Source organism: Enterobacter sp. LM3, from assembly GCF_046622475.1.
Taxonomy (GTDB): domain Bacteria; phylum Pseudomonadota; class Gammaproteobacteria; order Enterobacterales; family Enterobacteriaceae; genus Enterobacter; species Enterobacter cloacae_P.
The window spans coordinates 178,036-203,830 of record NZ_JBJURN010000005.1; the positions used below are offsets into that span (position 1 = coordinate 178,036).

At 55.0% G+C, this 25,795-nt stretch carries 23 protein-coding genes and 1 pseudogene; 7 read left to right on the top strand and 17 right to left on the bottom strand.

Going from position 1 to position 25,795, the window contains the following annotated elements:
* Positions 1-59: 59 nt before the first annotated feature.
* From kefC to ACJ9N4_RS08540, 6 genes are all read right to left on the bottom strand, one after another.
* Positions 60-1,925 (bottom strand): glutathione-regulated potassium-efflux system protein KefC, encoded by a 1,866-nt coding sequence (gene kefC / locus ACJ9N4_RS08515; RefSeq protein ID WP_182273710.1) that lies wholly within the window; start codon positions 1,923-1,925, stop codon positions 60-62.
* Positions 1,918-2,448, bottom strand: a complete 531-nt coding sequence (gene kefF / locus ACJ9N4_RS08520; RefSeq protein ID WP_182273709.1) for a glutathione-regulated potassium-efflux system oxidoreductase KefF — start codon at positions 2,446-2,448, stop codon at positions 1,918-1,920. The genes kefC and kefF overlap by 8 nt, the downstream gene beginning before the upstream one ends.
* Positions 2,449-2,691: 243 nt before the next feature.
* Complete coding sequence (carB, locus tag ACJ9N4_RS08525; protein ID WP_182273708.1) at positions 2,692-5,916, bottom strand: carbamoyl-phosphate synthase large subunit; 3,225 nt, start codon at positions 5,914-5,916, stop codon at positions 2,692-2,694.
* A gap of 18 nt (positions 5,917-5,934) precedes the next feature.
* Positions 5,935-7,083, bottom strand: coding sequence for a glutamine-hydrolyzing carbamoyl-phosphate synthase small subunit (gene carA / locus ACJ9N4_RS08530; RefSeq protein ID WP_411500397.1), 1,149 nt, complete (start codon positions 7,081-7,083; stop codon positions 5,935-5,937).
* Positions 7,084-7,537: 454 nt separating this feature from the next.
* Positions 7,538-8,359: a 4-hydroxy-tetrahydrodipicolinate reductase gene (gene dapB, locus ACJ9N4_RS08535; protein WP_411500398.1), complete on the bottom strand. Its 822-nt coding sequence runs from the start codon at positions 8,357-8,359 to the stop codon at positions 7,538-7,540.
* Between the two features lie 133 nt (positions 8,360-8,492).
* A complete protein-coding gene (locus ACJ9N4_RS08540; RefSeq protein ID WP_196390806.1) occupies positions 8,493-9,500 on the bottom strand; it encodes a LacI family DNA-binding transcriptional regulator in 1,008 nt (335 codons plus the stop codon).
* A 187-nt stretch (positions 9,501-9,687) separates the two neighbouring features.
* Here ACJ9N4_RS08540 and ACJ9N4_RS08545 point away from each other — a divergent pair, with 187 nt between their 5' ends.
* From ACJ9N4_RS08545 to ACJ9N4_RS08565, 5 genes are read left to right on the top strand one after another with little or no spacing between them, the layout of a single operon-like run.
* On the top strand, positions 9,688-11,430 hold the full coding sequence (locus tag ACJ9N4_RS08545) for a class I mannose-6-phosphate isomerase (protein ID WP_411500399.1): 1,743 nt from the start codon (positions 9,688-9,690) through the stop codon (positions 11,428-11,430).
* A 2-nt stretch (positions 11,431-11,432) separates the two neighbouring features.
* Positions 11,433-11,861, top strand: a complete 429-nt coding sequence (locus ACJ9N4_RS08550; RefSeq protein ID WP_182919388.1) for a PTS sugar transporter subunit IIA — start codon at positions 11,433-11,435, stop codon at positions 11,859-11,861.
* 10 nt (positions 11,862-11,871) lie between these two features.
* Positions 11,872-12,366, top strand: coding sequence for a PTS system mannose/fructose/N-acetylgalactosamine-transporter subunit IIB (locus ACJ9N4_RS08555; protein ID WP_411500400.1), 495 nt, complete (start codon positions 11,872-11,874; stop codon positions 12,364-12,366).
* 10 nt (positions 12,367-12,376) lie between these two features.
* On the top strand, positions 12,377-13,174 hold the full coding sequence (locus ACJ9N4_RS08560; RefSeq protein WP_182273701.1) for a PTS mannose/fructose/sorbose/N-acetylgalactosamine transporter subunit IIC: 798 nt from the start codon (positions 12,377-12,379) through the stop codon (positions 13,172-13,174).
* Positions 13,174-13,992: a PTS system mannose/fructose/sorbose family transporter subunit IID gene (locus ACJ9N4_RS08565; RefSeq protein WP_182273700.1), complete on the top strand. Its 819-nt coding sequence runs from the start codon at positions 13,174-13,176 to the stop codon at positions 13,990-13,992. Before ACJ9N4_RS08560 ends, ACJ9N4_RS08565 begins: the two co-directional genes overlap by 1 nt.
* 27 nt (positions 13,993-14,019) lie before the next feature.
* Here ACJ9N4_RS08565 and ACJ9N4_RS08570 read toward each other — a convergent pair whose 3' ends face one another.
* From ACJ9N4_RS08570 to ACJ9N4_RS08580, 3 genes are all read right to left on the bottom strand, one after another.
* Positions 14,020-14,790, bottom strand: coding sequence for a glucose-6-phosphate isomerase family protein (locus ACJ9N4_RS08570; protein ID WP_182919387.1), 771 nt, complete (start codon positions 14,788-14,790; stop codon positions 14,020-14,022).
* Positions 14,783-15,346 (bottom strand): glucose-6-phosphate isomerase family protein, encoded by a 564-nt coding sequence (locus tag ACJ9N4_RS08575; protein ID WP_196390802.1) that lies wholly within the window; start codon positions 15,344-15,346, stop codon positions 14,783-14,785. The genes ACJ9N4_RS08570 and ACJ9N4_RS08575 overlap by 8 nt, the downstream gene beginning before the upstream one ends.
* A gap of 100 nt (positions 15,347-15,446) precedes the next feature.
* On the bottom strand, positions 15,447-16,088 hold the full coding sequence (locus tag ACJ9N4_RS08580; protein ID WP_182273697.1) for an alanyl-tRNA editing protein: 642 nt from the start codon (positions 16,086-16,088) through the stop codon (positions 15,447-15,449).
* Positions 16,089-16,180: 92 nt separating this feature from the next.
* On the opposite strand from ACJ9N4_RS08580, the gene ACJ9N4_RS08585 reads away from it, so the two are divergent.
* The gene (locus ACJ9N4_RS08585) at positions 16,181-17,086 is read left to right on the top strand and encodes a LysR family transcriptional regulator (RefSeq protein WP_182919386.1); all 906 of its coding nucleotides are present in this window, start codon (positions 16,181-16,183) and stop codon (positions 17,084-17,086) included.
* A 16-nt stretch (positions 17,087-17,102) separates the two neighbouring features.
* Here the strand turns inward: ACJ9N4_RS08585 and ispH are convergent, their stop codons facing one another.
* The 6 genes and pseudogenes from ispH to ACJ9N4_RS08615 all read right to left on the bottom strand — a co-directional run.
* The gene (ispH, locus tag ACJ9N4_RS08590; protein WP_182273695.1) at positions 17,103-18,053 is read right to left on the bottom strand and encodes a 4-hydroxy-3-methylbut-2-enyl diphosphate reductase; all 951 of its coding nucleotides are present in this window, start codon (positions 18,051-18,053) and stop codon (positions 17,103-17,105) included.
* Position 18,054: 1 nt separating this feature from the next.
* Positions 18,055-18,504, bottom strand: coding sequence for an FKBP-type peptidyl-prolyl cis-trans isomerase (fkpB, locus tag ACJ9N4_RS08595; protein ID WP_182273694.1), 450 nt, complete (start codon positions 18,502-18,504; stop codon positions 18,055-18,057).
* A gap of 93 nt (positions 18,505-18,597) precedes the next feature.
* Positions 18,598-19,098: a signal peptidase II gene (gene lspA, locus ACJ9N4_RS08600; RefSeq protein WP_182059533.1), complete on the bottom strand. Its 501-nt coding sequence runs from the start codon at positions 19,096-19,098 to the stop codon at positions 18,598-18,600.
* Complete coding sequence (ileS, locus tag ACJ9N4_RS08605; RefSeq protein ID WP_182273693.1) at positions 19,098-21,914, bottom strand: isoleucine--tRNA ligase; 2,817 nt, start codon at positions 21,912-21,914, stop codon at positions 19,098-19,100. The genes lspA and ileS overlap by 1 nt, the downstream gene beginning before the upstream one ends.
* A gap of 34 nt (positions 21,915-21,948) precedes the next feature.
* A complete protein-coding gene (ribF, locus tag ACJ9N4_RS08610; protein WP_182919385.1) occupies positions 21,949-22,887 on the bottom strand; it encodes a bifunctional riboflavin kinase/FAD synthetase in 939 nt (312 codons plus the stop codon).
* Positions 22,888-22,894: 7 nt separating this feature from the next.
* Positions 22,895-23,101, bottom strand: a pseudogene (locus ACJ9N4_RS08615) (DUF2575 domain-containing protein); the annotation flags it as partial.
* A 115-nt stretch (positions 23,102-23,216) separates the two neighbouring features.
* Between ACJ9N4_RS08615 and rpsT the strand changes: the two are divergent.
* Positions 23,217-23,480, top strand: coding sequence for a 30S ribosomal protein S20 (rpsT, locus tag ACJ9N4_RS08620; protein ID WP_008502037.1), 264 nt, complete (start codon positions 23,217-23,219; stop codon positions 23,478-23,480).
* Positions 23,481-23,539: 59 nt separating this feature from the next.
* Here the strand turns inward: rpsT and nhaR are convergent, their stop codons facing one another.
* Together nhaR and nhaA are read right to left on the bottom strand one after the other, a co-directional pair.
* Positions 23,540-24,439 (bottom strand): transcriptional activator NhaR, encoded by a 900-nt coding sequence (gene nhaR, locus ACJ9N4_RS08625; RefSeq protein WP_182273691.1) that lies wholly within the window; start codon positions 24,437-24,439, stop codon positions 23,540-23,542.
* Between the two features lie 58 nt (positions 24,440-24,497).
* Complete coding sequence (gene nhaA, locus ACJ9N4_RS08630; RefSeq protein ID WP_182919384.1) at positions 24,498-25,673, bottom strand: Na+/H+ antiporter NhaA; 1,176 nt, start codon at positions 25,671-25,673, stop codon at positions 24,498-24,500.
* Positions 25,674-25,795: the final 122 nt, after the last annotated feature.

A 25,795-nucleotide genomic window follows, 5' to 3' on the forward strand; every position in this document is an offset into this window, starting at 1 on the left:
CGTCGACTGGCGGCAGGGTAAAGAAACAGAAATTTTTTAATATTGCTGGCAACTCCACTTCACACGGAAGGTTTACTCTCCGGTTCGTCCTCCGGGTTACCGGTATGCTTGCCCTCTTCCGTGCCCTGCCAGCCATGACGCTGGATCAGCGACAGGTGATTACGATCCTCATTAATGATTTCTGTCAGCATCGCGCTGGTGCGTTTAAACACGGCGGCACGTTCTGATGCGGTGCTGCCAGCCATCGCCGCCATCTCCTCTACCATATCGGTATTAAAACGGCGGAACAGGTCAGCACGTTCACGCGCTTCATACGCCCCCAACCCCAGACTTTCCAGCGCCATTCGGCCAGATTTGAGCGCACCTTCGAACGTTTCACGCTCTGGCGCGTCCACCCCGGCCTGCCGCAGCTGGATGTAATGATCCACATCGCGCGCACGCGAGATAATGGTCAGATTCGGGAAATGCTCTTTCACCAGTTCCACCAGCTGTATGCTGGTCTGCGGATCGTCGATGGCGTTAATCAGCACCTCGGCCTTCGCTGCTCCAGCCGACTCCAGCAGATCGACGCGGGTCGCGTCACCGTAAAAGACCTTCATGTCGAATTTACGCAGGGTATCCACATGGTCAGGATCGTGGTCGAGGATCACCATTTTCACCCCACTCGACAGCAATAAACGACCGGTGATCTGCCCGAAGCGGCCAAAACCAGCGATGATCACCCGAGGCTGCTCTTCGTCAATCTCATCAGCTTCGCGCTCCTGCTCGCTACCCGATGCTTCCAGACGCGTCAGCAATACCAGCAGGATCGGGGTTGCCGCCATCGATAGCGCCACGGCAAGCGTTAACGCTTTCGCCCACTCAGGATCAAGTACATTAGCCATCTGCGCCGCACCAAAGACCACGAACGCAAATTCACTCCCCTGCCCAAGCAACACGGCGAACCAGCGGCGCTGTTTATTGGGTACCTTCAGCGGACGGGCAATCAACCACAGCATCGCCATTTTGATTACCAGGAAACCGACCAGCAGGATGATGATCCGCAGCGGATGCGTCATCAGCGTGCCAAAGTCGATAGACATCCCTACGCCGATGAAGAACAGCCCCAGCAGCAGTCCTTTGAACGGCTCAATATCGCTTTCCAGTGCGTGACGGTATTCAGAACTTGCCAGCAGAACCCCTGCCAGGAACGCACCCATTGCCATCGACAGCCCGGCTTCTTCCAGCAGCAGACCAAAGCCAAACACCAGGAACAGGGCGACGGCACTGAACACTTCGCGCAGACCCGAACGGGCAACAAAGCGCAATAATGGACGGGTAACGTACCGACCTAACAGAATAACCAGCGCCAGCGCCCCGATAACCTTCAGCGCCGACAGCGCAAATGCACCGAGCGTTGTGGATGCTCCACTGGCGGCCAGCAGCGGGATCATCGCCACCAGCGGAATGGCGGCAATATCCTGGAATAACAGCACGGAAAACGCACTGCGCCCCATCTGAGAAACCGTCAGGTTACGCTCGTTCATCGCCTGCATGGCAATCGCCGTGGAGGAGAGTGCCAGCGTCATGCCGATAAGCTCCGCGACTTTCCACTCCATCCCCAGCAGGATACAGAACCCACCCAGCAGCAGGCCACAGGCCAGCATCTGCAATGCACCACCGCCAAACACCGAGGCACGCAGTTTCCATAAACGCTGCGGATCCAGCTCCAGGCCAATGACAAACAACATCAGCACAACGCCAATTTCCGCAAAATGCAGAATCGCCTCAGCATCCGTGACCAGGCGGAAACCCCACGGCCCAATGATGCACCCGGCAATCAGATAACCCAGCACAGACCCCAGCCCCAGACGAACCGCTACGGGCACAATCAGGGCCGCCGCACCGAGGTAAATCAGCGCCTGTATCAGCGTATGGCTATCCATTGTGCACCTCCTGCCACTCCAGTAAGCGTTGTTTGTAGTGGCGAGCCTGCGCCTGTAACGTTTCATCGTCACAGACAAAAGTGCAGTGCATCGCGAAAGGAGGCAGCCAGGTAAGGCCGCAGTACAGCGCGGTCGCCTGGAGTGGCTGTGCCAGCACCTCAAAACCCGGGAAAGCACCGATATCGAAGTGGCTTTCACCGCCGCCAGTGGTGACGGCCCACATCAGGCTTTTGCCCTTCAGCGCATTGCCGTTGTGGCCATACGCCCAGCCATGCGAGAAGACTTTGTCGATCCACAGCTTAAGAAGCGGAGGGGTGCTGTACCACTGCATTGGGTGTTGCCAGATAATCAGATCGGCACGAGCGAGCGCTTCCTGTTCAGCGGCGATATCGATATTAAAATCGGGATACAGTTGATAGAGGGAACGTATCTCTACGTTTTCAAGCGTCCGTACTTGCTCAAGCATTCGCTTATTCGCGTGCGAGTGCTGCGGATAAGGATGCGCATAAATTATCAGAATCATTCATTAGCCTGTTGTTTTACTGCTTTCTTTTCTCAAAAGAGTGTAGTCAGTAATCCACAAGGCTAATAGTGAAGATTATTGACGGGTTAACGCCAGAAATCTGAACAAGTGATTCAGTTCGCCCTATTATCAGAAAAATGTCGTTATCGATCAAAAGCTAACTGGCTGAGCAGAAATGGAAAAGCAGAAGGTTCTGAAGGGGAGATCATGCCCGGCAACCGTGTGTCGCCGGGCATTTTTTATTTACTTGCTAATTTGCGCGTGCATTTCCTGCACCGAAATTACCTTCTCGGTGGCATCCGCATTCAGCGCCATCGCTGTTGCGAAACCGCCGTTCAGGGTGGTGTCGTAATGCACTTTGTACTGCAGCGCGCTGCGGCGAATCAGCTTGGAGTCTTCAATCGCCTGGCGGCCTGCGGTGGTGTTGATGATGTAGGTGTATTCGCCATTCTTGATACGATCCTGAATGTGCGGACGACCTTCATGCACCTTGTTCACCAGACGCGGGTTAATGCCCGCTTCACCCAGCACAATTGCCGTACCGTGGGTTGCATCCAGCTCGAAGCCCTGTTTCAGCAGCTTGGCGGCCAGGTCAACCACGCGCTCTTTATCGCCTTCGCGAACGGAAAGCAGCGCACGGCCCGTTTTCTTCATGGTGGAGTTACTGCCCAGCTGCGCCTTCGCGAAGGCTTCTGCGAAGGTGCGACCCACGCCCATCACTTCCCCGGTAGAACGCATTTCTGGCCCTAACAGCGGGTCAACGCCCGGGAATTTGTTGAACGGCAGCACCACTTCTTTCACTGAGTAGTACGGCGGGATAATTTCTTTGGTCACGCCCTGCTGAGCCAGCGTCTGGCCTGCCATCACGCGCGCCGCCACTTTCGCCAGTGGAACACCGGTGGCTTTGGAGACGAACGGTACGGTACGCGCCGCACGCGGGTTCACTTCAATCAGGTAGACTTCGTTGTCTTTTACCGCGAACTGGACGTTCATCAGACCACGAACCTGCAGCTCGAAGGCCAGTTTCTGTACCTGCTGGCGCATCACATCCTGAATTTCCTGGCTCAGGGTGTACGCAGGCAGAGAACAGGCAGAGTCACCGGAGTGTACGCCCGCCTGCTCGATGTGCTCCATGATGCCGCCAATCAGCACCATTTCGCCGTCGCAGATGGCGTCGACGTCAACTTCTACCGCATCGTCCAGGAAGCGGTCGAGCAGGACTGGCGCATCGTTGGAGACGCTGACCGCAGTCTGGAAGTAACGACGCAGGTCGGCTTCGTCGTAAACGATTTCCATCGCACGGCCGCCCAGGACGTAGGAAGGACGCACCACCAGCGGGTAACCAATCTCTTTGGCTTTCTCTACAGCCATCTCAATCGCGGTCACGGTGGCGTTTGCCGGCTGTTTCAGCTTCAGACGGTCAACCGCCTGCTGGAAACGCTCACGGTCTTCTGCACGGTCAATGGCATCCGGGCTGGTACCGATAACCGGCACACCAGCGGCTTCCAGCGCGCGCGCCAGCTTCAGCGGCGTCTGACCACCGTACTGCACGATCACGCCTTTCGGCTTCTCAATACGCACGATTTCCAGCACATCTTCCAGCGTTACCGGCTCGAAGTAGAGGCGGTCGGAGGTGTCGTAGTCGGTAGATACGGTTTCCGGGTTACAGTTGACCATGATGGTTTCGTAACCGTCTTCGCGCAGCGCCAGAGAGGCGTGTACGCAGCAGTAGTCGAACTCAATACCCTGGCCGATACGGTTTGGCCCACCGCCCAGTACCATAATTTTGTCGCGGTCGACGGATGGGTTCGCTTCGCACTCGTCTTCATAGGTGGAGTACATGTACGCGGTGTCGGTCGCGAATTCTGCCGCACAGGTATCCACACGTTTGTAGACCGGGTGCAGATTATACTGGTCACGCAGCTTGCGGATTTCCGCTTCGCGCACGCCCGCCAGTTTTGCCAGACGCGCATCGGCGAAGCCTTTACGCTTCAGCACGCGCAGGAAGTCTGCGTCCAGGCCATTAATACCCTGCTCTGCGACCTGTTCTTCCAGACGCACCAGCTCTTCAATCTGTACCAGGAACCAGCGGTCGATGTTGGTCAGGTTGAACACGCCATCGACGGACAGGCCAGCACGGAAGGCATCAGCGATGTACCAGATACGCTCTGCACCGGCGTCTTTCAGCTCGCGGCGGATTTTAGTCAGCGCTTCCGGGTCGTCCAGGCTCACTTTCGGGTCAAAGCCAGTCGCGCCCACTTCCAGGCCGCGAAGGGCTTTCTGCAGGGATTCCTGCTGGGTGCGGCCAATCGCCATCACTTCGCCCACAGATTTCATCTGGGTCGTCAGACGGTCGTTCGCACCGGCAAATTTTTCGAAGTTGAAGCGTGGAATTTTCGTCACAACGTAGTCGATGGACGGTTCGAAGGACGCAGGAGTGCGGCCACCGGTGATGTCGTTCATCAGTTCATCGAGGGTGTAACCCACCGCCAGTTTCGCCGCCACTTTGGCAATCGGGAAACCGGTGGCTTTCGAGGCCAGCGCGGAAGAACGGGACACTCGCGGGTTCATTTCGATAACAATCAGACGGCCTGTTTTCGGGTTCACCGAGAACTGAACGTTTGAACCGCCGGTTTCCACGCCGATTTCACGCAGTACCGCCATCGAGGCGTTACGCATGATTTGGTATTCTTTGTCGGTCAGCGTCTGAGCAGGCGCAACGGTGATGGAGTCACCGGTGTGAATACCCATCGCATCGAAGTTCTCGATAGAGCAAACGATGATGCAGTTGTCGTTTTTATCACGCACCACTTCCATCTCGTACTCTTTCCAGCCAATCAGCGATTCATCAATCAGCAGCTCTTTGGTTGGGGAGAGATCCAGACCGCGTTCGCAAATCTCTTCGAACTCTTCGCGGTTGTAGGCGATGCCGCCACCGGTACCGCCCATCGTAAAGGATGGACGAATAATGCACGGATAGCCCACGTCAGCCGCCACGGCCAGCGCTTCTTCCATGTTGTGTGCGATACCAGAACGCGCAGTGTCGAGGCCGATTTTTTTCATCGCCACGTCGAAGCGGCGGCGGTCTTCTGCTTTATCAATCGCGTCGGCAGTCGCACCAATCATGGTCACGCCAAACTCTGCCAGCACGCCCTGACGCTCCAGCTCCAGCGCACAGTTCAGCGCCGTCTGGCCGCCCATTGTCGGCAGAACCGCGTCCGGACGCTCTTTTTCGATAATTTTGCGTACCACTTCCCAGTGAATTGGCTCGATGTAGGTCGCATCAGCCATTTCCGGGTCGGTCATGATGGTGGCCGGGTTAGAGTTCACGAGGATGACGCGGTAACCCTCTTCACGCAGGGCTTTACACGCCTGCGCACCGGAGTAGTCGAATTCACAGGCCTGGCCGATAACAATCGGGCCAGCGCCGAGGATCAGGATGCTTTTTATGTCTGTACGTTTTGGCATTGTCTTCTCAGCTCCTGATTATTTAGCAGTCTTACGGTATTGCCCGATAAGTTCGATGAAGTGATCGAACAGCGGTGCGGCATCGTGTGGGCCCGGGCTGGCTTCAGGGTGACCCTGGAAGCTGAACGCTGGCTTATCGGTGCGATGGATGCCCTGCAGGGTGCCATCAAACAGTGATTTGTGCGTCACGCGCAGATTAGACGGCATGGATGCCTCATCCACTGCAAAACCGTGGTTCTGTGCGGTAATCATCACCGTGTTGTTGTCGATGTCTTTCACCGGGTGGTTACCGCCGTGGTGACCAAACTTCATCTTCACGGTGTTCGCACCGCTCGCCAGCGCCAGCAGCTGATGGCCGAGGCAGATACCGAATACCGGGATATTTGTTTCCAGGAAGGATTTGATGGCGTCGATAGCGTAATCACACGGTGCCGGGTCGCCAGGACCGTTGGAAAGGAAGATGCCGTCCGGGTTCATCTTCAGCACGTCTTCAGCAGAGGTTTTCGCCGGAACCACCGTCAGGCGGCAACCGCGGTCAACCAGCATACGCAGGATATTGCGCTTGGCACCAAAATCGTAAGCCACAACGTGGAACGGCAGCTCGCTCTCTGGTTTCGCTTCCGGCAGGTCACCTTCCAGCGTCCAGCTCCCCTGTGTCCAGCTGTAGGCTTCTGCGGTAGTCACTTCTTTCGCCAGGTCCATGCCGTTCAGGCCCGGGAAGGCTTTCGCTTTTTCCAGCGCCAGCGCTGCATCCAGGTTATCCCCTGCGATGATGCAGCCGTTTTGTGCACCCTTCTCGCGCAGCAGACGCGTCAGCTTGCGGGTATCAATATCGGCAATCGCCACGATGTTATGGCGCTTCAGGTAAGAAGAAAGGTCTTCAGTATTGCGGAAGTTGCTGGCGATCAGCGGCAGGTCGCGAATGACCAGACCTTGCGCATGTACCTGAGAGGATTCTTCGTCAGCCGCATTGGTGCCGACATTGCCGATATGAGGATAAGTAAGAGTAACGATTTGGCGAGAATAGGAAGGATCAGTGAGGATTTCTTGATAACCGGTCATTGAAGTATTGAAAACGACTTCCCCAACCGCCGAACCTGTTGCCCCTATGGCCCGACCGATAAACTGGGTTCCGTCTTCCAGAACCAATAGCGCTGACTTAATCAAAACACCCTCCAGAGAATATTCACTCACTTTATTTGCATATTAATTCACAACTACGTTACGAAGCAATGCAAATTTGTTGCCAGCGGATTTTTGGCAAACGGCGGCATTCTGGATATTCAGAGGGTAAAAGTCAACTTAAAACGGATATTTTGTTTATTCTTTTGCGGGACTGGCGGCCTGAAAGCGACTTAAGCGACAAAAAGATCAGGTAAATCACATCAGAAAACGCTTGCGCAGTAAGTTTAATAGAAATTAAGACGTCGCAACAACAAAAAGTAGACCAGATGGTCAAAATTTACAGTCCAGCAACATAAAATCTGACGAAAACCGTTGTTTTTGACAATTAATGAATCAAATGACATTAAAGAAGATAAAATAAAAGGGCAATAAAATATTGCCCTATGCAATCAATCAATTACGACTGCAATAACCACATCACGATGGGTAATAAATCTTACAAATTGTTGAGATCGAGTACATCTCGCATATCAAAAAGACCATTTTCTTTGCCTTTTAGCCACAATGCGGATCGTACGGCACCATTCGCAAATGTCATACGGCTTGATGCTTTATGCGTGATTTCCACACGTTCGCCAATATCGGCGAACATCGCCGTATGTTCGCCGACGATGTCACCTGCACGGACGGTGGCAAAGCCAATGGTCCCTGGAACACGTTCGCCGGTATAGCCTTCGCGCGAGTAGACCGCGCAGTCTTTCAAATCTTTATCCAGTGCATGAGCAATCGCTTCACCCATCGCCAGCGCCGTTCCTGATGGTGCGTCAACTTTGTAGCGGTGGTGCGCTTCAACAATCTCAATGTCGGTATAGTTGCCCATCACCTTCGCCGCCTTCTCCAGCAGCTTCAGCATGACGTTAACGCCGACGCTAAAGTTTGCGGCGAAGACAATTGCAATCTCACCTGACGCATCCTGAATGGCTTGTTTACCGGCATCATCAAAACCGGTAGTGCCAATCACCATTCCTTTACCGTGCTGACGGCAAAACGCCAGATGGTTCAACGTCCCTTCCGGGCGCGTAAAATCGATGAACACATCAAAGTCATCTTTTACCGCATCCAGGCTGGACTGTACGGTGACGCCTGTCTTACCCGCCCCCGCCAGCTCACCTGCGTCAGTACCAAGAAGCGATGAGCCTTCACGCTCCAGCGCCGCACCAAGTGCCACGCCATCCATCTGTAGTGCCGCCTGAATCAGCTGACGGCCCATACGTCCACCCGCGCCCGCAATAGCGACACGGATCTGTGCATCATGCATAGTTATTCTCTTACGTTAAAATGATGTAAACCGTTTTCAGATTACCCAGCCTTCGCAGAGGCCGCCAACTGAAAACACCGATAATTAGAATTTAACGTGAAACCGACTCAAATATCAGTAAAAGACATGATCGTCAGCGGAAACCACATGATTCCCGCACCACCAGCGCTGGCGGCAGGATGATCCGTTTGGCGGGTTCGTCATTACCCTGTATGCGGCTGTACAGTAATTCCCCCGCCTTACGGCCAATCTCTTTTGCCGCCACTGATACGGTGGTCAATGCAGGCTGCACCAGAGCCGCTTCGGTAATGTCATCAAAACCGACCAGCGCAAAATCACGCCCCGGTTCACGGCCCAGCTTGCGTAAACTTTGCATCACCCCCAGCGCCACAATATCCTGATAGCAAATCGCAGCGCTGATGTTTGGATGCTCAAGCAGTAACGCCTCCGCCACGCGCGCGCCGTCACTTTGGCTGGCCTGCGACGTCCTGATCCAGGCAGGATTCGGTGTCACGCCGTATTCCAGCAGCTTGCTGGTAAAGCCACCGATACGCTGCGCCCGTGAGCCCGAGTTCTGGCTCCCCCCAATAAACGCAATATGCCGATGGCCCATTCTGAGCAGATGTTCTGTCGCCATCTGCGTGCCTAAGAAATTGTCCGTGCCGACAAAATCAAAATCCGGATCGTTCAGCGGGCGCACAACCATGATAGCCGGAATGTTGCGCCGCTTCAGTCCATCAAAAAAGGCCTGTGGCGTTTCGCGGGCGGCACACAGCACCATACCGCCGACGTTATTGCGCATCAGCGAATCAACAAATTTTTGCTGTCGCTCTGCGGATTCCTCGCTATTAGCCAGAAAAAGCAGCAGTTCATGGCGCTCCATTTCATGACTTAGCCCTGCCGTCATCTCTCCGTAAAAAGGGTTGGTGATATCGTGCAATAGCAGCCCGACCTGATTACTGCTGCGGTTACGCAAATTGGCCGCCGTCTGGTTATAGACATAACCGGACTCGTCCAGCGCCTTAAGCACGCGTTCGCGGGTACTTTGCGAAATGCGACCTTTGTTGCAGAGCACCATAGAGACCGTCGCCGTTGACACGCCGGCGCGTTTCGCGACATCAACCAGTGTAATTCCCGTCATGTTGTCTCCTTAAACATCACTACAGATTAATCGAATAACCTATTTTTTGCATTTTTCCGTGTGAGTCTCTTCACATTACCGCCGCCGATCCGGATTTCATTCGTGTATATGGCGGGTTAATCGCGTTAACCACTCTTCTCAAATGCGGTTAATCGAATAACCTTAAATAGTGATTACGGAGGATAAGATGACAACCTACGACAAATTCCCCACGGTGATGATTCAGGGTTATGACGACAGCGCCTGGCAAGGATGGGAGGCGATTACCCGCATCCTTGATGCAAAAACCCAACAGCACAGCCGCACCGTCCTGGTGATAGATTGCTATCCGGGCGTTCGCCTGACCGAACTTGAAGACAACGTGCTGCCGCGGTTACGTCCAACGCTAACGATTAATGCCGAACAGGCGCGACAGGATGAGTTTGCCATCCATGAGATGCTTGCACGCAACCTCACCGACGATCGCGTCTTTGGCGTACTCTCCTGCCACCAGCTTGGTGAGTTTTTTGATCCCGCTCGTCTGGATACACTGCAGAATCAGGTGAACCAGTGTTCCGGGGGGCTGATTGTGATTTACGGCCCCGGTGCGGCGCTTATCCATCCGGGTGATGTTCTGGTGTATGCCGATCTTCCGCGCTGGGAGATCCAGCAGCGTATGCGCAGCGGTGAGATGGGGAACTGGGGAGCAGCGAATCAGCATGAAGATATGCTGCGTCGCTACAAACGCGCTTTTTTTGTCGAATGGCGCGTCTTCGATCGCCACAAAACACCGCTGCTCAGGCGCGCCGATTTTTTACTGGATACGACCCGGAAAAACCAGCCCGCGATGGTCAGCGGTGAGGCCCTGCGAGCCGGGCTTGAGCAGACCACCACTCAGCCTTTCCGCGTGGTGCCATTTTTCGATCCTGGCGTCTGGGGCGGCCAGTGGATGAAACAGCAATTCGATCTCGATCCCTCTGCCGCCAATTACGCATGGTGTTTTGACTGCGTGCCCGAGGAGAACAGCCTGTTACTGCGTTTTGGTGCAGTGCGGATCGAGATCCCCTCTCAGGATCTGGTCTTGCTCGAGCCTCGTGCTCTGCTGGGCGAGAAAGTTCACGCGCGTTTCGGTGCGGAGTTCCCGATCCGTTTTGACTTCCTCGATACCATTGGCGGCCAGAATCTGAGCTTCCAGGTCCACCCCATTACCGAGTACATCCAGCAGCAGTTCGGGATGCACTACACCCAGGATGAGAGCTATTACATTCTGGAAGCCAGGCCGGGGGCTGTGGTCTATCTGGGCACCAAAACCGGTACCGATCCGCAGGCGATGATGGACGACCTCAGACGTGCGGGCCGTGGTGAAAAAACGTTTGATGACGCCCGGTTCGTTAATCAGATCCCGGCGAAAAAACATGACCATTTCCTGATCCCTGCAGGTACGGTGCACTGCTCCGGCGCGGGAACAATGGTACTGGAGATCAGCGCCACGCCGTATATCTTCACCTTCAAACTGTGGGACTGGGGCCGTCTGGGTCTGGACGGTCTGCCGCGTCCGGTACATCTGGAACATGGCGAAAAGGTGATCGACTGGCAGCGCGACACGCAGTGGGTCCACCAACATCTGGTGAATCAGTTTGAACCCATTGCCGAAGGAAACCGCTGGCGCGAAGAACGCACCGGCCTGCACGAGCGTGAATTTATCGAAACCCGCCGCCACTGGTTTAGTGAACCCGTTGTGCATCACACCAGCGGCGGCGTGAATGTGCTGAATCTGGTAGAGGGCGGCGAAGCAATTGTCGACAGCCCGACCGGTGCATTTGAGCCATTTACCGTCCATTACGCCGAAACCTTCATCATTCCGGCCAGCGTGGGGGAATACCGCATTTCACCATCAGCCAATACCTCCGGGCGGCCACTGGCGACCATCAAAGCCTGGGTAAGGAGCTAACGATGATTCATTTTATTGTCGCGACCCACGGTCCACTTGCCGCCGCGCTGCTGGAGAGCAGCCGGATGGTTTATGGCGACCTTCCCTGCGTACACGCCGTTTGTCTGACTGAACAGGCGGGGATAGAGGGCTTTCGCCGTGATTTCAGCACCACGCTGGAAGCGGCAAGCGTCAACGCTGACGGCGTGCTGGTGTTGTGCGATATGCAAAGCGGCACACCGTGGAACGTGGCCTGTGAGGCCGCGTTTAGTCCGCACGCGCGGCCACCGGTCGCCGTGGTGGCGGGGGTCAACTTCCCGATGCTACTGCAAACCGACGAGGTGATGATGGCATGCGATGTTCATCATGCTGCCGCACACATTATCGAACTCGCGCTGCCAACGCTGGTACAGGCGAAACGGGTAGATACAGCACAGACAGACGATTTTTAAGGAGCCGCATATGAGTATTTCTTTTGTACGCATTGACGACCGCGTGATCCACGGGCAGCTCATTACACGCTGGGCCAGGGAGCTGCCCTGCGACGGCATCGTTGCCATTGACGATGCCGTCGCGGCCGATCCGCTGTTATCGTCGGTCATGAAAGGGGCGGTCTCCGATACCAAAGTGTGGCTGTTCGATACGGCAACCGCGATCGAAAAACTGCCAAAAGTGATTGCCAGCGAGAAGCGCTATTTCGTTATTGGCAAATCACCGCTCACGCTGCAGCGCATTGAACAGGCAGGTATTAGCCTGAAAAACAGCAACGGTAAAATCAACGTAGGGCCGATGAGCGCTCGCGCGAATACGATCACCATCGGTCCGAATCAATCGGTAACGAAAGATGAAGCAGCGGCGTTCGAATGGCTGACCGTCCAGGGACACGTGATTGAATTCCGCCTGGTTCCCGATGCCAGTTTTTATAGCTGGCAGGATGCCAGACAAAAGCTGAAATAAGGAGCAGATCATGATTATTGAAGCGTCTTTAATTGGCCTGCTGTGTTATCTGGGGGCACTCAGTAGCCCGTGGCTTTTAGGGCTGACCGGCGGCTGGTATCTCATCTCCCGACCGCTCATTTCCGGGATGCTGGTTGGCCTGATCCTGGGCGATATCAAAACCGGGATTATGATTGGCGTAGCGGTGCAGGCGGTGTATATCGCGATGGTGACCCCCGGCGGCTCGATGCCAGCAGATTTAAACTTTGTGGCTTATCCGGCCATTGCGCTGGGGATACTTTCCGGCAAAGGACCCGAGGTTGCCGTCGCGCTGGCAGCGACTATCGGTATCGCCGGAACCATTCTCTTTAATGCGATGATGGTGCTGAACTCGTTCTGGAATCATCGGGCGGATGTAGCGCTGGAACACGGCGATGAACGCGGCATCTACCTCAACAGCGCCATCTGGCCGCAGGCGATGAATTTTGTGCTGCGCTTTGTGCCCACCTTTATCGCCGTCTTTTTTGGCGCGCAGTACATTAGCGGTTTTATGGACAGCCTGCCGCACATCGTCCTCTCCACCATGAACGTGCTGGGCGGCATTTTACCCGCTGTCGGTATTGCCATCCTGCTTAAGCAGATCATCAAAAGCTACACCATGCTCATCTACTTCCTGGTGGGCTTCGTCTGCATCGTTTTCCTGAAACTCAATATGGTCGCGCTGGTGATCGTGGGTGCCCTGCTGGCATTGATCCATTACAACTACAAACCCGAAACACCGCAGACCGTGACTTCAGCACCGGTCCCTGACGACGAGGATGAATTCTGATGGAAGAACGTAAACTCACCCGCAAGGATCTGCGCCGCTGCTGGCGGGCGTGGATGATGCACAACCTCTCCTCAATGAGCTTTGAACGCCTGGAATCCTTCGGCTTCTGCCTGAGCATGCTGCCGGTGGCAAAAAAACTCTATCCCGATGCGGCTCAACGCACCGAGATGCTGCGCCGTCACGCGTCGTTCTACAACACTGAGCCACAAATTGGCGCAATTGTTAACGGTATGGCGCTGGGGCTGGAAGAGAAGAAAGCCAACGGTGAGCCAATTGACGGCGAAACCATTAACACCCTGAAGGTGGGCCTGATGGGGCCGATCGCCGGGATCGGTGATTCAATGATCCCCGGGATGCTTATTCCGATCCTTCTCAGCATCGGGATGGCGCTGGCGGCAGGTGGAAATATCCTTGGCCCGCTGTTTTATACCGTCGCCTGGCTGGCCATTATTATCCCGGGCTCCTGGTTCCTGTTTCTTAAAGGCTACCAGATGGGTTCAGGCTCCGTAGAGATGCTGGTCAGCAGCAAATCCACCCGACTACGGGAAGCGCTCTCATTGCTGGGCGTATTCGTCATGGGCGGTGTGGCGGCCAGCTATGTGAAGCTCGGCACCGGGCTGGAGTTCATCACGCGGGACGGGGTTAACATTCACGTGCAGCAGATGCTGGACGGTATTTTCCCGCAGTTGCTTCCGCTGGCCGTGGTGCTGGGAACCTGGTATCTGATGGCCAAACGCGGCGTGTCACCGGTAAAAGCCATGATATTGCTGCTTATACTCGCGGCGCTGGGGGTGGCGTCCGGTTTGTTTGCAGGATAAGAGAACCGGGGCAATGCCCCGGTCCTTCTATGGATGGAAGTTATCCCACAGTGCTGCCGTTTTATCCGGGCGCGAAATAAACTGGAACCGCGCCGGATCGTCAATAAACTGCTGATAAACAGGCGCATCAGTAATACCGAACTCAGAATAACTACGCGGCGTAATCACCTGTAATCGCCCCGGTCTGTAGTGGCTATTGTGCTGCCAGACAATATGATTTCCCTGAACTAAGGGATACCAGGCCAGACCTTTTCGCGCGCGAACGGCATCATACTCAAAACCATATTCCCGGTCACACCACGCACCAAACGTCAGCGGCTCTTCGGGAGAGGCCGAAATGGTTGCATGTCCCCATCCGGGAGGGACCAGCACTTTTTCACCAGGCCCCGCGAGCACCGCAAAACAGCGGCCCGGATCGTCGTCAACATACTCCTGCATGTAGATAATCGCTTTACCCTGCCAGATTTCATACAGCTCAGGCGGCGACCATCCGCTGTGTTGGCTAATGCGATGGATATGCCCCTGACTGCGGACCGGTTCATCGCCGAGCGTACCTGCGGCGTAGGTGACCACGCCAAAAAGCAGCATCCGTTTTTCGAGTTCTTGCCTGTCCGCCAGGCGTGCCACGTCCATCGCGATAGCGTACACCTGCTCTGGTCCTTCGCAATCCGGGTTGCGCAGCGATGGGCGGATCTGATCCAGCGTGCGGATCTCCGGCATCGGTCCGGTCACATCCTCTCCATAGCTAAAACCCAATGGACAGTGTGTGATGGCTATATCCAGCCCAACGTTAACCATTTCCGACCTCCCATCCCTGCGGGTGATGTTCAGAGGCAAATACACGAAGCGAAAAACCACCGGCCAATGCCGCATAGTCGTGTCCGGCCACGCTGGGCCAGACCGCCAGCGCAGAAAGGGTGTCTTCACCCGTGTTAATCAGACGGTGCGCGCTGAAAGAGGGAATGATGTGCACGGAACCGGCCTTCACGCGTTCAAGGCGTGCCTCACCGGATGGCGTCTGAAGCAGCAGCAAGCCGCATCCACGCAGGCCAAAATAGACCTCGCCCTGTTCGCGGCGCTGGTGAAAATGACCGCGCGTCATAAAGAACTCATCACCGATTTTGCCCGCGTAAAGATGGGTCACGCCAACGTACAGCGACCCTTCGTCCGACGGGGAGTCGAGCATTTCAACGTCATAGACGCGCTGCTGCGGTTCGCAGCCACGCCAGGCATCGTCATCAATGAAAACGCCAGGCAGATCGGCGATGTGTGTCGTCTTGCGGATAAGTGGACCGTTAGCGAATACACCGCTGGCCCACGCCACCTGGGGTGGCAGGATAACGTCAGAGTTCATGTTTATCTCCGGCCCGAGGAGAACAACATGACAAGCTTACCAGATTAACCGGTTAACCTCCTGCTCAGCCCCCCGCTCTGTCGGGTTAATCACACTCCTGTTACTCCTGCTCGTGGAGGGTATAAGTGACCACCAGCTGTCCTTTTTTCATTTTCAGCCCGATGAGCTGCATCTCCCCTATTTCCGCCAGCTGTCTTACATGCGTTCCGCCACACGGATAGGCCGGGAGATCGCCAAAGCGAACCCTGCGTCTGCCCGCTTCAATTTCGGTCTGACGAAGCAGGTTGTCCGCTTTCCAGCCGTCAATCATCGCGCTCAGCCTGTTTGCATCAGGCAGTGACGCCTGCGGCTCTCGTGGCACAAAGGTAATCCGTCCTTCACCTGGCCAGTGATGAGCTTTCACCGGCTCCCAGCCAAATTGCTCACCGGCACAACCAATCAAATGGCCTGCGCTGTGCCAGCGGGAATGACGCACTCGCGCGCTTTTATCGACCTGCATTTCCACCTCGCCTGGCACAAGCGGTCGAGCCAGAATATGAATGACTTGCTCCCCGCGCAGGCTCACCCCCTCCACCGCGATCCCCGCGATCAACCCCCGGTCCGCTGGCTGTCCGCCACCCTGCGGATGGAAAAGGGTCTGATCCAGCTCAACGGCATAGCGACCATCAGGCTCTTCAGTGCAACGGATCACCTTCGCGCGGCCTTCTGTCGCTTCACTTGTGTAATAAAGTCGTTCTGTCATGGTTGTTCTCCTCTGTACCCTGACAGTATATTCATCACTTAAGCATCGATAATCCGCCTTTCAAACAATGCACTATTGCCTGGTATGCACAAATGAAACCTGCACTGCTTCCCGATCTTGCCACCTTCGTGACCATCGTAGAACACGGCAATTTTTCAACTGCAGCCCGTATGACGGGAGCAACGCCCTCAGCGATCAGTCGTTGTGTTTCACGCCTCGAGAAGGAGATGGGATCTAAGTTACTGCACCGCACCACGCGCAAGCTGGCACTTACCGAAACCGGAAAATCGGTTTATGAACATGCTTTGGATATGCTGGAAGCAGCACAACAGGCAATGGATTCCGGTAGCAGTCTGCAAACCGTTGCACAGGGAAAGCTCACGGTGAGCGTACCGAAAGCCGTGGGACGGTTTGTGATCCATCCGCTGATCCCGGCGTTCCTGGAGCGCTATCCACAAATTGACGTCTGCCTGCGTCTGGAAGATCGTTACATGGATCTGATCGATGATGGTGTCGATCTGGCATTACGGATCACCAATACTCCCTCTCCTGGCCTGTACGGAAAACCGCTGATGCCAGTAACCCATGTTATTTGCGCCACGCCAGAATATCTTCGTCGCGCAGGCACGCCACAACATCCGCACGACCTCCGGTCATATAGCTGTATTTCGCTCGGTGAAACCCCGGCCGATTCACGCTGGAAATTTACGTTGCAGGGAAAAACGGAGATCGTACAGACGCACGGACGTTACGCGGCTAACCACACGGGCGTGCGGCTGGATGCGGTCAAACGTCATGTCGGCATTGGGAGTTTACCGCTGTTTACGGCACGTGAGGCTCTGGAAAAGGGGGAAATTGTGCAGGTGCTGCCACAGTGGGAGTTTATCAGCAGCTATACGGGTGAACTCTGGCTGCTTTGGACGCGTAACAAACATATGCCCGCCAGAATGCGGGCAATGATCAACTATCTGACTGAAAAAATGCCAGTCAACAAGTGACTGGCATTGATACGCATTATTCTACTTCGCGAGCGTCGATACGCAGTTCTTTTGGCACTTCGAAAACAATGTTTTCTTCGCGTCCTTCCAGCGGAACCGCTTCGCCACCGCCCAGTTCCTGCAGACGGGTAATCACGTTCTGAACCAGAATATCCGGCGCGGATGCCCCGGCGGTGACACCGACACAGGATGCTGTTTTAACCCAGGCTTCCTGGATATCCGTCGCATCATCAATCAGAAACGCCGCTTTCCCCATTCGCTGCGCCAGTTCAGCCAGACGGTTGGAGTTAGACGAGTTTTTGGAGCCGACCACCAGCACCACATCCGCCTGTTCAGCCAGCGCACGCACCGCTTCCTGACGGTTGGTGGTAGCATAGCAAATGTCATCTTTACGCGGCCCGACAATTTTCGGGAAGCGCTGGCGCAACGCGTCGATAACATCAGAGGTATCATCCACGGAGAGCGTTGTCTGGGTCATAAACGACAGACGATCTTCGTTTTTCACGTTCAGCGTAAACACATCTTCCGGCGATTCCACCAGGTACATGCCCCCTTCCGGGTTGCTGTACTGCCCCATGGTTCCTTCCACTTCCGGGTGACCGGCGTGGCCAATCAGAATAGACTCTTCACCACGACGGCTGGCGCGCGCCACTTCCATATGCACTTTGGTCACCAGCGGACAGGTCGCATCGAAAACGGTCAGATCACGGCTTTTCGCTTCGTTACGTACGGCCTGGGAAACACCGTGTGCGGAGAAGATCAGGATTGCGCCATCCGGCACTTCGCTGATTTGCTCAATGAAGATCGCGCCGCGCTCACGCAGGCTGTCAACGACGTAACGGTTATGCACCACTTCGTGGCGCACGTAGATCGGTGCGCCGTAAAGCTCCAGCGCATTTTCAACAATGCTGATAGCGCGGTCTACACCGGCGCAGAAGCCGCGCGGGTTAGCCAACAGGATCTGCATTTCAGGCCTCCAGTGCCGGATCGATCTCCAGCACTTCAATATCAAAATGGACGGTATGCCCGGCAAGCGGATGGTTGAAGTCGACAGTGATAGAGTCACCGTTGATCTCGCGGATCACGCCAGGCATTTCGCTGCCATCCATAGCGGTAAAGAGCATGATCGCCCCGATTTCAGGCTCGCCCGCATCCATAAACTCACGGCGCGAGAAGTACTGGATCAGATCCGGGCTTGGCACGCCAAATGCCGCATCCGGCTCCAGCGCAAACGCCTTCTTCTCACCCTCTTTCAGACCCAGAAGCTGCTGCTCAAGACCTTCAGAGAGGGAGGTGTCGCCAAGACGAAACAGGGCAGGCTTGCCATTGTTGCGGGTGGATTCAGCGGTGGAGCCATCATCCAGTTTCAGCGTGAAGTGAACGAGGATCGCGCTGTTGCTCTGTACGGATTTAGACATGCAAATTGCTCGCTTGTTTTTGCCCGGTGACGCTGCGCTTACCGGGCCTACATTAACTGTAGGCCCGTATACGCGAAGCGCCGCCCGGTGGGTTTACGCCTGTTTCTTCGCGGCAGCGTTCGGCAAGAAGCCTTCCAGCACAATTAACGCCGCACCGATGCAGATTGCGCTATCGGCCAGGTTAAAGGTCGCAAAGTGCCAGTCGCCGACGTAGAAGTCGATCATATCGACCACAAAGCCGTGCCACAGTCGATCAAACAGGTTGCCTAATGCGCCGCCAATGATCAGCGCGTAGGCGATGTTATTCAGCTTTTGCGTTGCCTTCGAACGGTACATCAGCACCGCCAGAATCACACAGATACCGATAGCGATACCCGCAAAGAACCAGCGCTGCCAGCCACCGCTGTCAGCGAGGAAACTGAACGCCGCACCGTAGTTGCGCGCATAGTGCAGGTTAAGCGACGGGAACAGCGACACCGTATCCCCCAGAGCGAAGTTCTGGAGGATCAGGAATTTGCTGCCCAGATCAATAATCAGCACCACCACAACCAGCCACAGCCAGCGCAGTCCTGTTGAACAGAGAGATTTACTCATCAGGCAAACTTACGTTGTTCGCCGTCACCGGCGACGTTGCTTACACAGCGTCCGCAGATATCTGCGTGTTCCGCCACCTGGCCGACATCGGTGGTGTAATGCCAGCAACGCGGGCACTTATCACCTTCGGCTTTGCTCAGCGCGACTTTCAGTCCTTTGAGCAGTTCGCTCTGCTGGGCATCAGCAGAAGCGTCGGCATAATCCGCAACTTTTGCACCGGAGGTCAACAGGACAAATCGTAATTCGTCGCCGAGCGCGGTCAGCTTCGCCGCCAGCTCAGGTTCTGCGTACAGGGTTACAGCCGCTTCCAGAGAGCCACCGACTTTCTTGTCAGCACGCGCCTGTTCAATAACCTTGTTCACTTCACCACGTACTTTCAGCAGTTCGTCCCAGAAGGCATCGTTCATCGCTTCAGTGCTGGAGAGATCGAACAGACCTTCGTACCACTCGCCGGTGAAGACATACTTCTCGCGGTCGCCTGGCAGGTAACCCCAGATTTCATCTGCGGTGAAGGACATGATCGGAGCCATCCAGCGAACCAGTGCTTCTGCAATGTGGAACAGCGCAGTCTGGCAGCTGCGACGCGCCACGCTGTCCGCTTTCGCGGTGTACTGGCGGTCTTTGATGATATCGAGGTAGAACGAGCCCATCTCGATGGAGCAGAAGCGCATCAGGCGCTGCACCACTTCGTGGAAGTCGTAAGATTCATAGGCTTTCAGGATATCTTCCTGTGCCGCTTTCGCGCAGCCTACTGCCCAGCGATCCAGTACCACCATCTCTTCCGGTTTCACCATGTCTTTAACCGGATCGAAACCGTTCAGGTTCGCCAGCAGGAAGCGCGCGGTGTTACGGATACGACGATAGCTGTCAGCAGCACGTTTCAGGATCTCGTCAGATACGGCCATTTCGCCAGTGTAGTCGGTAGATGCCACCCACAGACGCAGAATGTCCGCGCCCAGTTTGTTCATCACATCCTGTGGAGACACGGTGTTACCGATAGACTTGGACATCTTACGGCCCTGACCATCTACGGTAAAACCGTGGGTCAGTACCTGACGGTAAGGTGCTTTACCTTTCATGGCGGTGGAGATCATCAGCGATGACATGAACCAGCCACGGTGTTGGTCAGACCCTTCCAGATACATATCGGCAGCGTGACCGGTAAACTCAGGACGTACGTCAACCACGGAAGAGTGCGTAGAACCGGAGTCGAACCACACGTCCAGGGTATCTGGCACTTTCTCGTAGTTGTCTGCGTCAGCGCCCAGGATGTCACGGGAGTCGAGATCCCACCATGCCTGAATACCGTCCACTTCTACACGTTTAGCCACTTCTTCCATCAGTTTCAGGGTATCTGGATGCAGTTCCTGCGTCTCTTTATGGACGAACAGAGACATCGGCACGCCCCAGGTACGCTGACGGGAGATACACCAGTCAGGACGGTTAGCCACCATAGACTCGATACGCGCCTGGCCCCAGTCCGGGATCCACTGCACGCCTTTGATCTCTTTCAGGGACTGCTCGCGCAGGCCTTTCTGATCCATGCTGACGAACCACTGCGGGGTCGCACGGAAGATGATCGGCGACTTGTGACGCCAGCAGCATGGGTAGCTGTGCTGCATTTTTTCGACATGCAGCAGCGCGCCGCTGGTGCGCAGCATGTCAACGATGATGTCATTCGCTTTAAAGACGTTGATACCGTCCAGCGCCGGATACGTGCCTGGCAGGTAAGAACCGTCCGGGCCAACCGGGTTAGCGATTTCCAGACCGTATTTCAGGCTGATGTTGTAGTCGTCTGGGCCGTGGCCGCCGGCGGTATGCACCGCACCGGTACCTGCTTCCAGCGTAACGTGCTCGCCCAGAATGGCCGGAACGTCGAAGTCCAGGAACGGGTGTTTGAAGCGCATCAGTTCCAGCGCGTCACCTTTCACGGTGCCCAGCACGGTGTAGTCAGTGATGTTCGCGCGTTTCAGCACGCTTTCAAGGAGATCTTTCGCCAGGATAACCGCCTGACCGTCAACCTGCACCAGAGCGTATTCGAATTCGCCAGACAGGGAGATCGCGCGGTTTGCTGGCAGCGTCCACGGGGTGGTCGTCCAGATAACCAGAGAGATCGGGCCGTTGACAGACGACACGCCAAATTTGGCTTTCACCGCATCCTGATCCACCGCGTGGAACGCCACGTCGATAGACGGAGAGGTTTTGTCATAATACTCAACTTCCGCTTCTGCCAGCGCAGAACGGCAGTCCACGCACCAGTGCACCGGCTTCGCGCCTTTATGCAGGTGGCCGTTACCGATGATTTTACCCAGCGCACGGATGATGTTGGCTTCAGTTTTGAAGTCCATCGTCAGGTACGGGTGCGACCAGTCGCCCAGCACGCCCAGACGGATAAAGTCAGCACGCTGACCGTCAACCTGGGTGGCAGCATATTCGCGGCATTTTGCACGGAACTCTGCAGCGGTGAATTTCTCACCTGGCTTGCCAAACTCTTGCTCCACTTTCAGCTCGATTGGCAGACCGTGGCAGTCCCAGCCCGGAACGTAAGGCGAGTCATATCCCGTGAGTCCTTTAGACTTCACGATAATGTCTTTCAGAATCTTGTTTACAGAGTGACCAATATGAATGCTGCCATTCGCATATGGAGGGCCATCATGCAGAATGAAGGTTTTTTTGCCTTTTTTGGCTGCACGAATGATGCCGTACAGGTCATCATCAGTCCAACGCGCCAGCATTCCCGGTTCGCGCTTGGCGAGATCGCCGCGCATCGGGAACCCTGTTTCCGGCAAATTCAGGGTTGATTTATAGTCACTCATCAGATTCTCGGTTCCGTATTTATCACGTAGGCATTTAAGCCGGGTTCTGTAGCCCAAAAAACTCGCGGGCCGTCAATTCATCTCGCGCAATTTGCGCCTTTAGTTCGTCCAGCGAAGCAAATCGCTGCTCGTTGCGTATTTTTTTACGCAGTATTACATCTATATGGCGACCATAGAGGTCCATTACAACGTCCAGCAGATGCACTTCAAGCTGCTGCCGCACACCCGCGACGGTTGGACGCGTGCCAATGTTTGCCACCCCGAAATAGGGCTTATCACCCAGTCCGGTTACTTCTACCGCATACACCCCTTTAACCGGGGAGACCTGACGACGCAGCGGTATATTCGCCGTCGGGAAACCGATGGTGCGCCCCAGGGCATCACCATGCACCACGCGGCCTGAAATCGTGAACGGATGCCCCAGCAGGGTTTCTGCCGTGTCCAGTTCATCATTGGCCAGCGCCTGGCGCACTGCGGTACTGCTGACGCGTGCACCGCCTTCGCAGAAGGTCATTGCACTGGTGACGTCAAAACCGTACTCCAGGCCAGCCTTCTGTAATAACAAGAAATCGCCCTGACGACCAGCGCCAAAGCGGAAATCATCACCCACTGCGAGAAACTGCACGCCAAGACGCTTGACCAACAGGTCGCTGACAAAACTTTGTGCTGTCAGCGCGGCAAAGCGACGATCGAAACGTACACACAGCACGTAATCCACGTCAGACTCCGCCAGATAGCGTAATTTCTCACGCAAACGCGTAAGGCGGGCGGGTGATTTATCGCCTGCAAACAGTTCCAGCGGCTGTGGCTCAAAAATCATCACTACCACGGGCAGGCCACGGGCCTTCCCTTCTTTACGCAATCCCTGCAACAGCGCCTGATGACCACGATGCACGCCGTCGAAATTACCAATGGTCAGCACGCACCCGTGCGGGGCTTTACTGAGATTATGTATGCCGCGTATCAGCTTCATGACTGGCTCAAAACAGTGAAAATCGCCAAAGTATACCTTGTACAGCGATTAAGGTTAACCGGCGATTGTTCACACAAAACAGAAAGCCGTAATGATTTCATCATGCTGACCTTTCACAGCGAAAAAATCTGCCCGCGAACTGCGATTTTTATGCCGAAAAGCTGTATTCGCGGGAGACAAGCTGGTAGAATCCTGCGCCATCACTACGTAACGTAGCGTCGCCACATTAACGGCGCTTATTTGCACAAATCCATTGACAAAAGAAGGTATAGAGGGCATATTCCTCGGCCTTTGAATTGTCCACATAGATCATATTTGGGAGTTGGACCTTGGCTAATATCAAATCAGCTAAGAAACGTGCTATCCAGTCTGAAAAGGCTCGTAAGCACAATGCAAGCCGTCGCTCTATGATGCGTACTTTCATCAAGAAAGTATACGCAGCTATCGAAGCTGGCGACAAAGCTGCTGCGCAGAACGCATTTAACGAAATGCAACCAATCGTGGATCGTCAGGCTGCTAAAGGTCTGATCCACAAAAACAAAGCAGCGCGTCATAAGGCTAACCTGACCGCGCAGATCAACAAACTGGCTTAATCGTCACTTGTTGTTGCTTGTTTTAAAAGAACCCGCTTAATGCGGGTTTTTTTATATCTTCAGATTGCCGGTGACGTAAACAGCGCCGAGTAGTCGCGGTTACAGATACGCTGTACCGCAGGGTGCTGAATCATCCTTTCTGCGAATATCGCGTGATACTCTTCCATCACGTTATCTACCCTGCCAATCTCCGTAACTTTGTCATCTGAATAGAGATCGTGCGCGTAAAGCGTCGGCGCAACGAAGATGGCGTTATGCGCTTCACCAAAGGCTTTCATCAGCGCGGCATCATCGAATTCCCCGAGGATCTCCACCTTCAGCCCCTGAGAGTTAAACCAGTTCTGCAGCTTACGCCCAAGCATGGAGCGTCTTCCTGGTACCAGCAAACGGCGCTCTTCCAGACAGGCCGGGAAGGGTTTTTCTGGCGGTGGGTTAATGCACCAGAAACTCACACCACACTCGCCAATTTTCACCGAGAACAACCCTTCCTGCTGCGTGGAGTCGATTGGACAATCCGAGATAATCATATCCAGCTTGTGCTGGCTCAGTTGCTCCAGCAGCATCTCATGAGTGGACTCAAAACAGCGCAGGTGGATTTGCTCATCTTCAACCACAGCGGCATCCAGAACGCCGCTCACCAGCCGTTTTGACAGCGCATCTGCCACGCCTACATCAAAGAGCAGGTTCGATTCTTTGCGATAGTTGACGATATCCAGCATCTCCTGGCTCAGGGTGAACATCTTGTCCGCGTAGCGAAAAACCAGCTCGCCCAGTTCGCTTGGCTCGATCCCACGGCCCTTGCGTTTGAACAGCTTTCCCTGCAGACGTTCTTCCAGCGCTTTGATTTGCCCGGTGATGGTTTGCGGCGTCAGATAGAGCGCCTCTGCAGCCCCCACGACCGAGCCTTGTCTGTAGACGTGCCAGAAGTAGTAAAGATGGTTGTAGTTCAAATGAGACATTGCGTCTTCGCTCCCTGAGAGTGTATCGGGAGAAGGCTCCCCTTCTCCCGGTATCCTGTTATGCCTGGACAACCTGTCCGGACAATTTTACCTTCAATAACGTATACCCTATTACCGCGGCCAGTAATGACCCGATTAAGATGCCCAGTTTCGCCCAGACAATCAGTTCAGGGGCATGCGCACCAAACGCCAGCGTCGAGATAAAGATCGACATGGTAAATCCAATTCCGCATAGCACACCCACCGCCATAATCTGCTTAAACGTGGTGCCGTGCGGCAATGACGCCATCTTCAGTTTCAGCGCCAGCCAGCAGAACAGGCTAATCCCCAGTGGTTTACCGATAAACAGCCCGGCAATGATGCCCAGTGGCAGCATCGACGTCAGCCCTTCCAGCGTCACCCCTTCCAGAGATACACCCGCGTTGGCAAAAGCAAACAGCGGCAGGATCATAAAGGCCACCCACGGGTGAAGCACATGCTCCAGCTGTTTGGCGGGTGATTTGCCATCCTGCGGCTTAAGCGGCACGAAGAAACCGACGATCACGCCTGCCAGCGTGGCATGCACACCGGATTTCAGCACCGCCGTCCACAGCACCATACCCACCAGTACGTAGATACCAATACGGCGGACGTTGAAAATATTCAGCAGTGCCAGCACTGCAATGGCACCTGCCGCCACGCTCAGCGACAGAATTGACAGCTCACTGGTATAGAACAGCGCAATAATCACAATAGCGCCCAGGTCATCAATGATCGCCAGCGCCATCAGGAAGATTTTCAGGGCTACCGGCACGCGGCTTCCCAGTAAGGCCAGCACCCCGAGTGCAAACGCGATATCCGTTGCTGCCGGGATCGCCCAGCCGTCGCGAGCCACCGGATCCTGCCAGGTAAACGCCAGGAAGAGCAACGCCGGAACCACCATCCCGCCAATGGCGGCAATGACCGGAAACGCCGCACGCTGACGGCTGGCAAGCGACCCCAGCACCAGCTCACGTTTAACCTCAAGCCCTACCAGCAGGAAGAACACTGCCATCAGTGCATCATTGATCCACAGCAGCATGTTCTTGTGAATTTCCAGCGCGCCAACTTTCAGCTCGACGGGGGTTTCCAGAAACGCATGATAGAAATCGCGCGTGACGCCTAAGTTAGCCAGCACCATCGCGGCCGCAGCGGCGATAATCAGGATGACCCCGCCGGACGCTTCACTGCTAAAGAAACGGTGTAGTAATTTCACTTTAGTTCTCTCTTTTTACAACAATACCTCGATAAAACCATAGTACCAAGCCAGATAGCTCGGCAAAAACAGATTAATATTGAGTATATAATCAGTTTTACCGAGCAATACCCATAAACAGA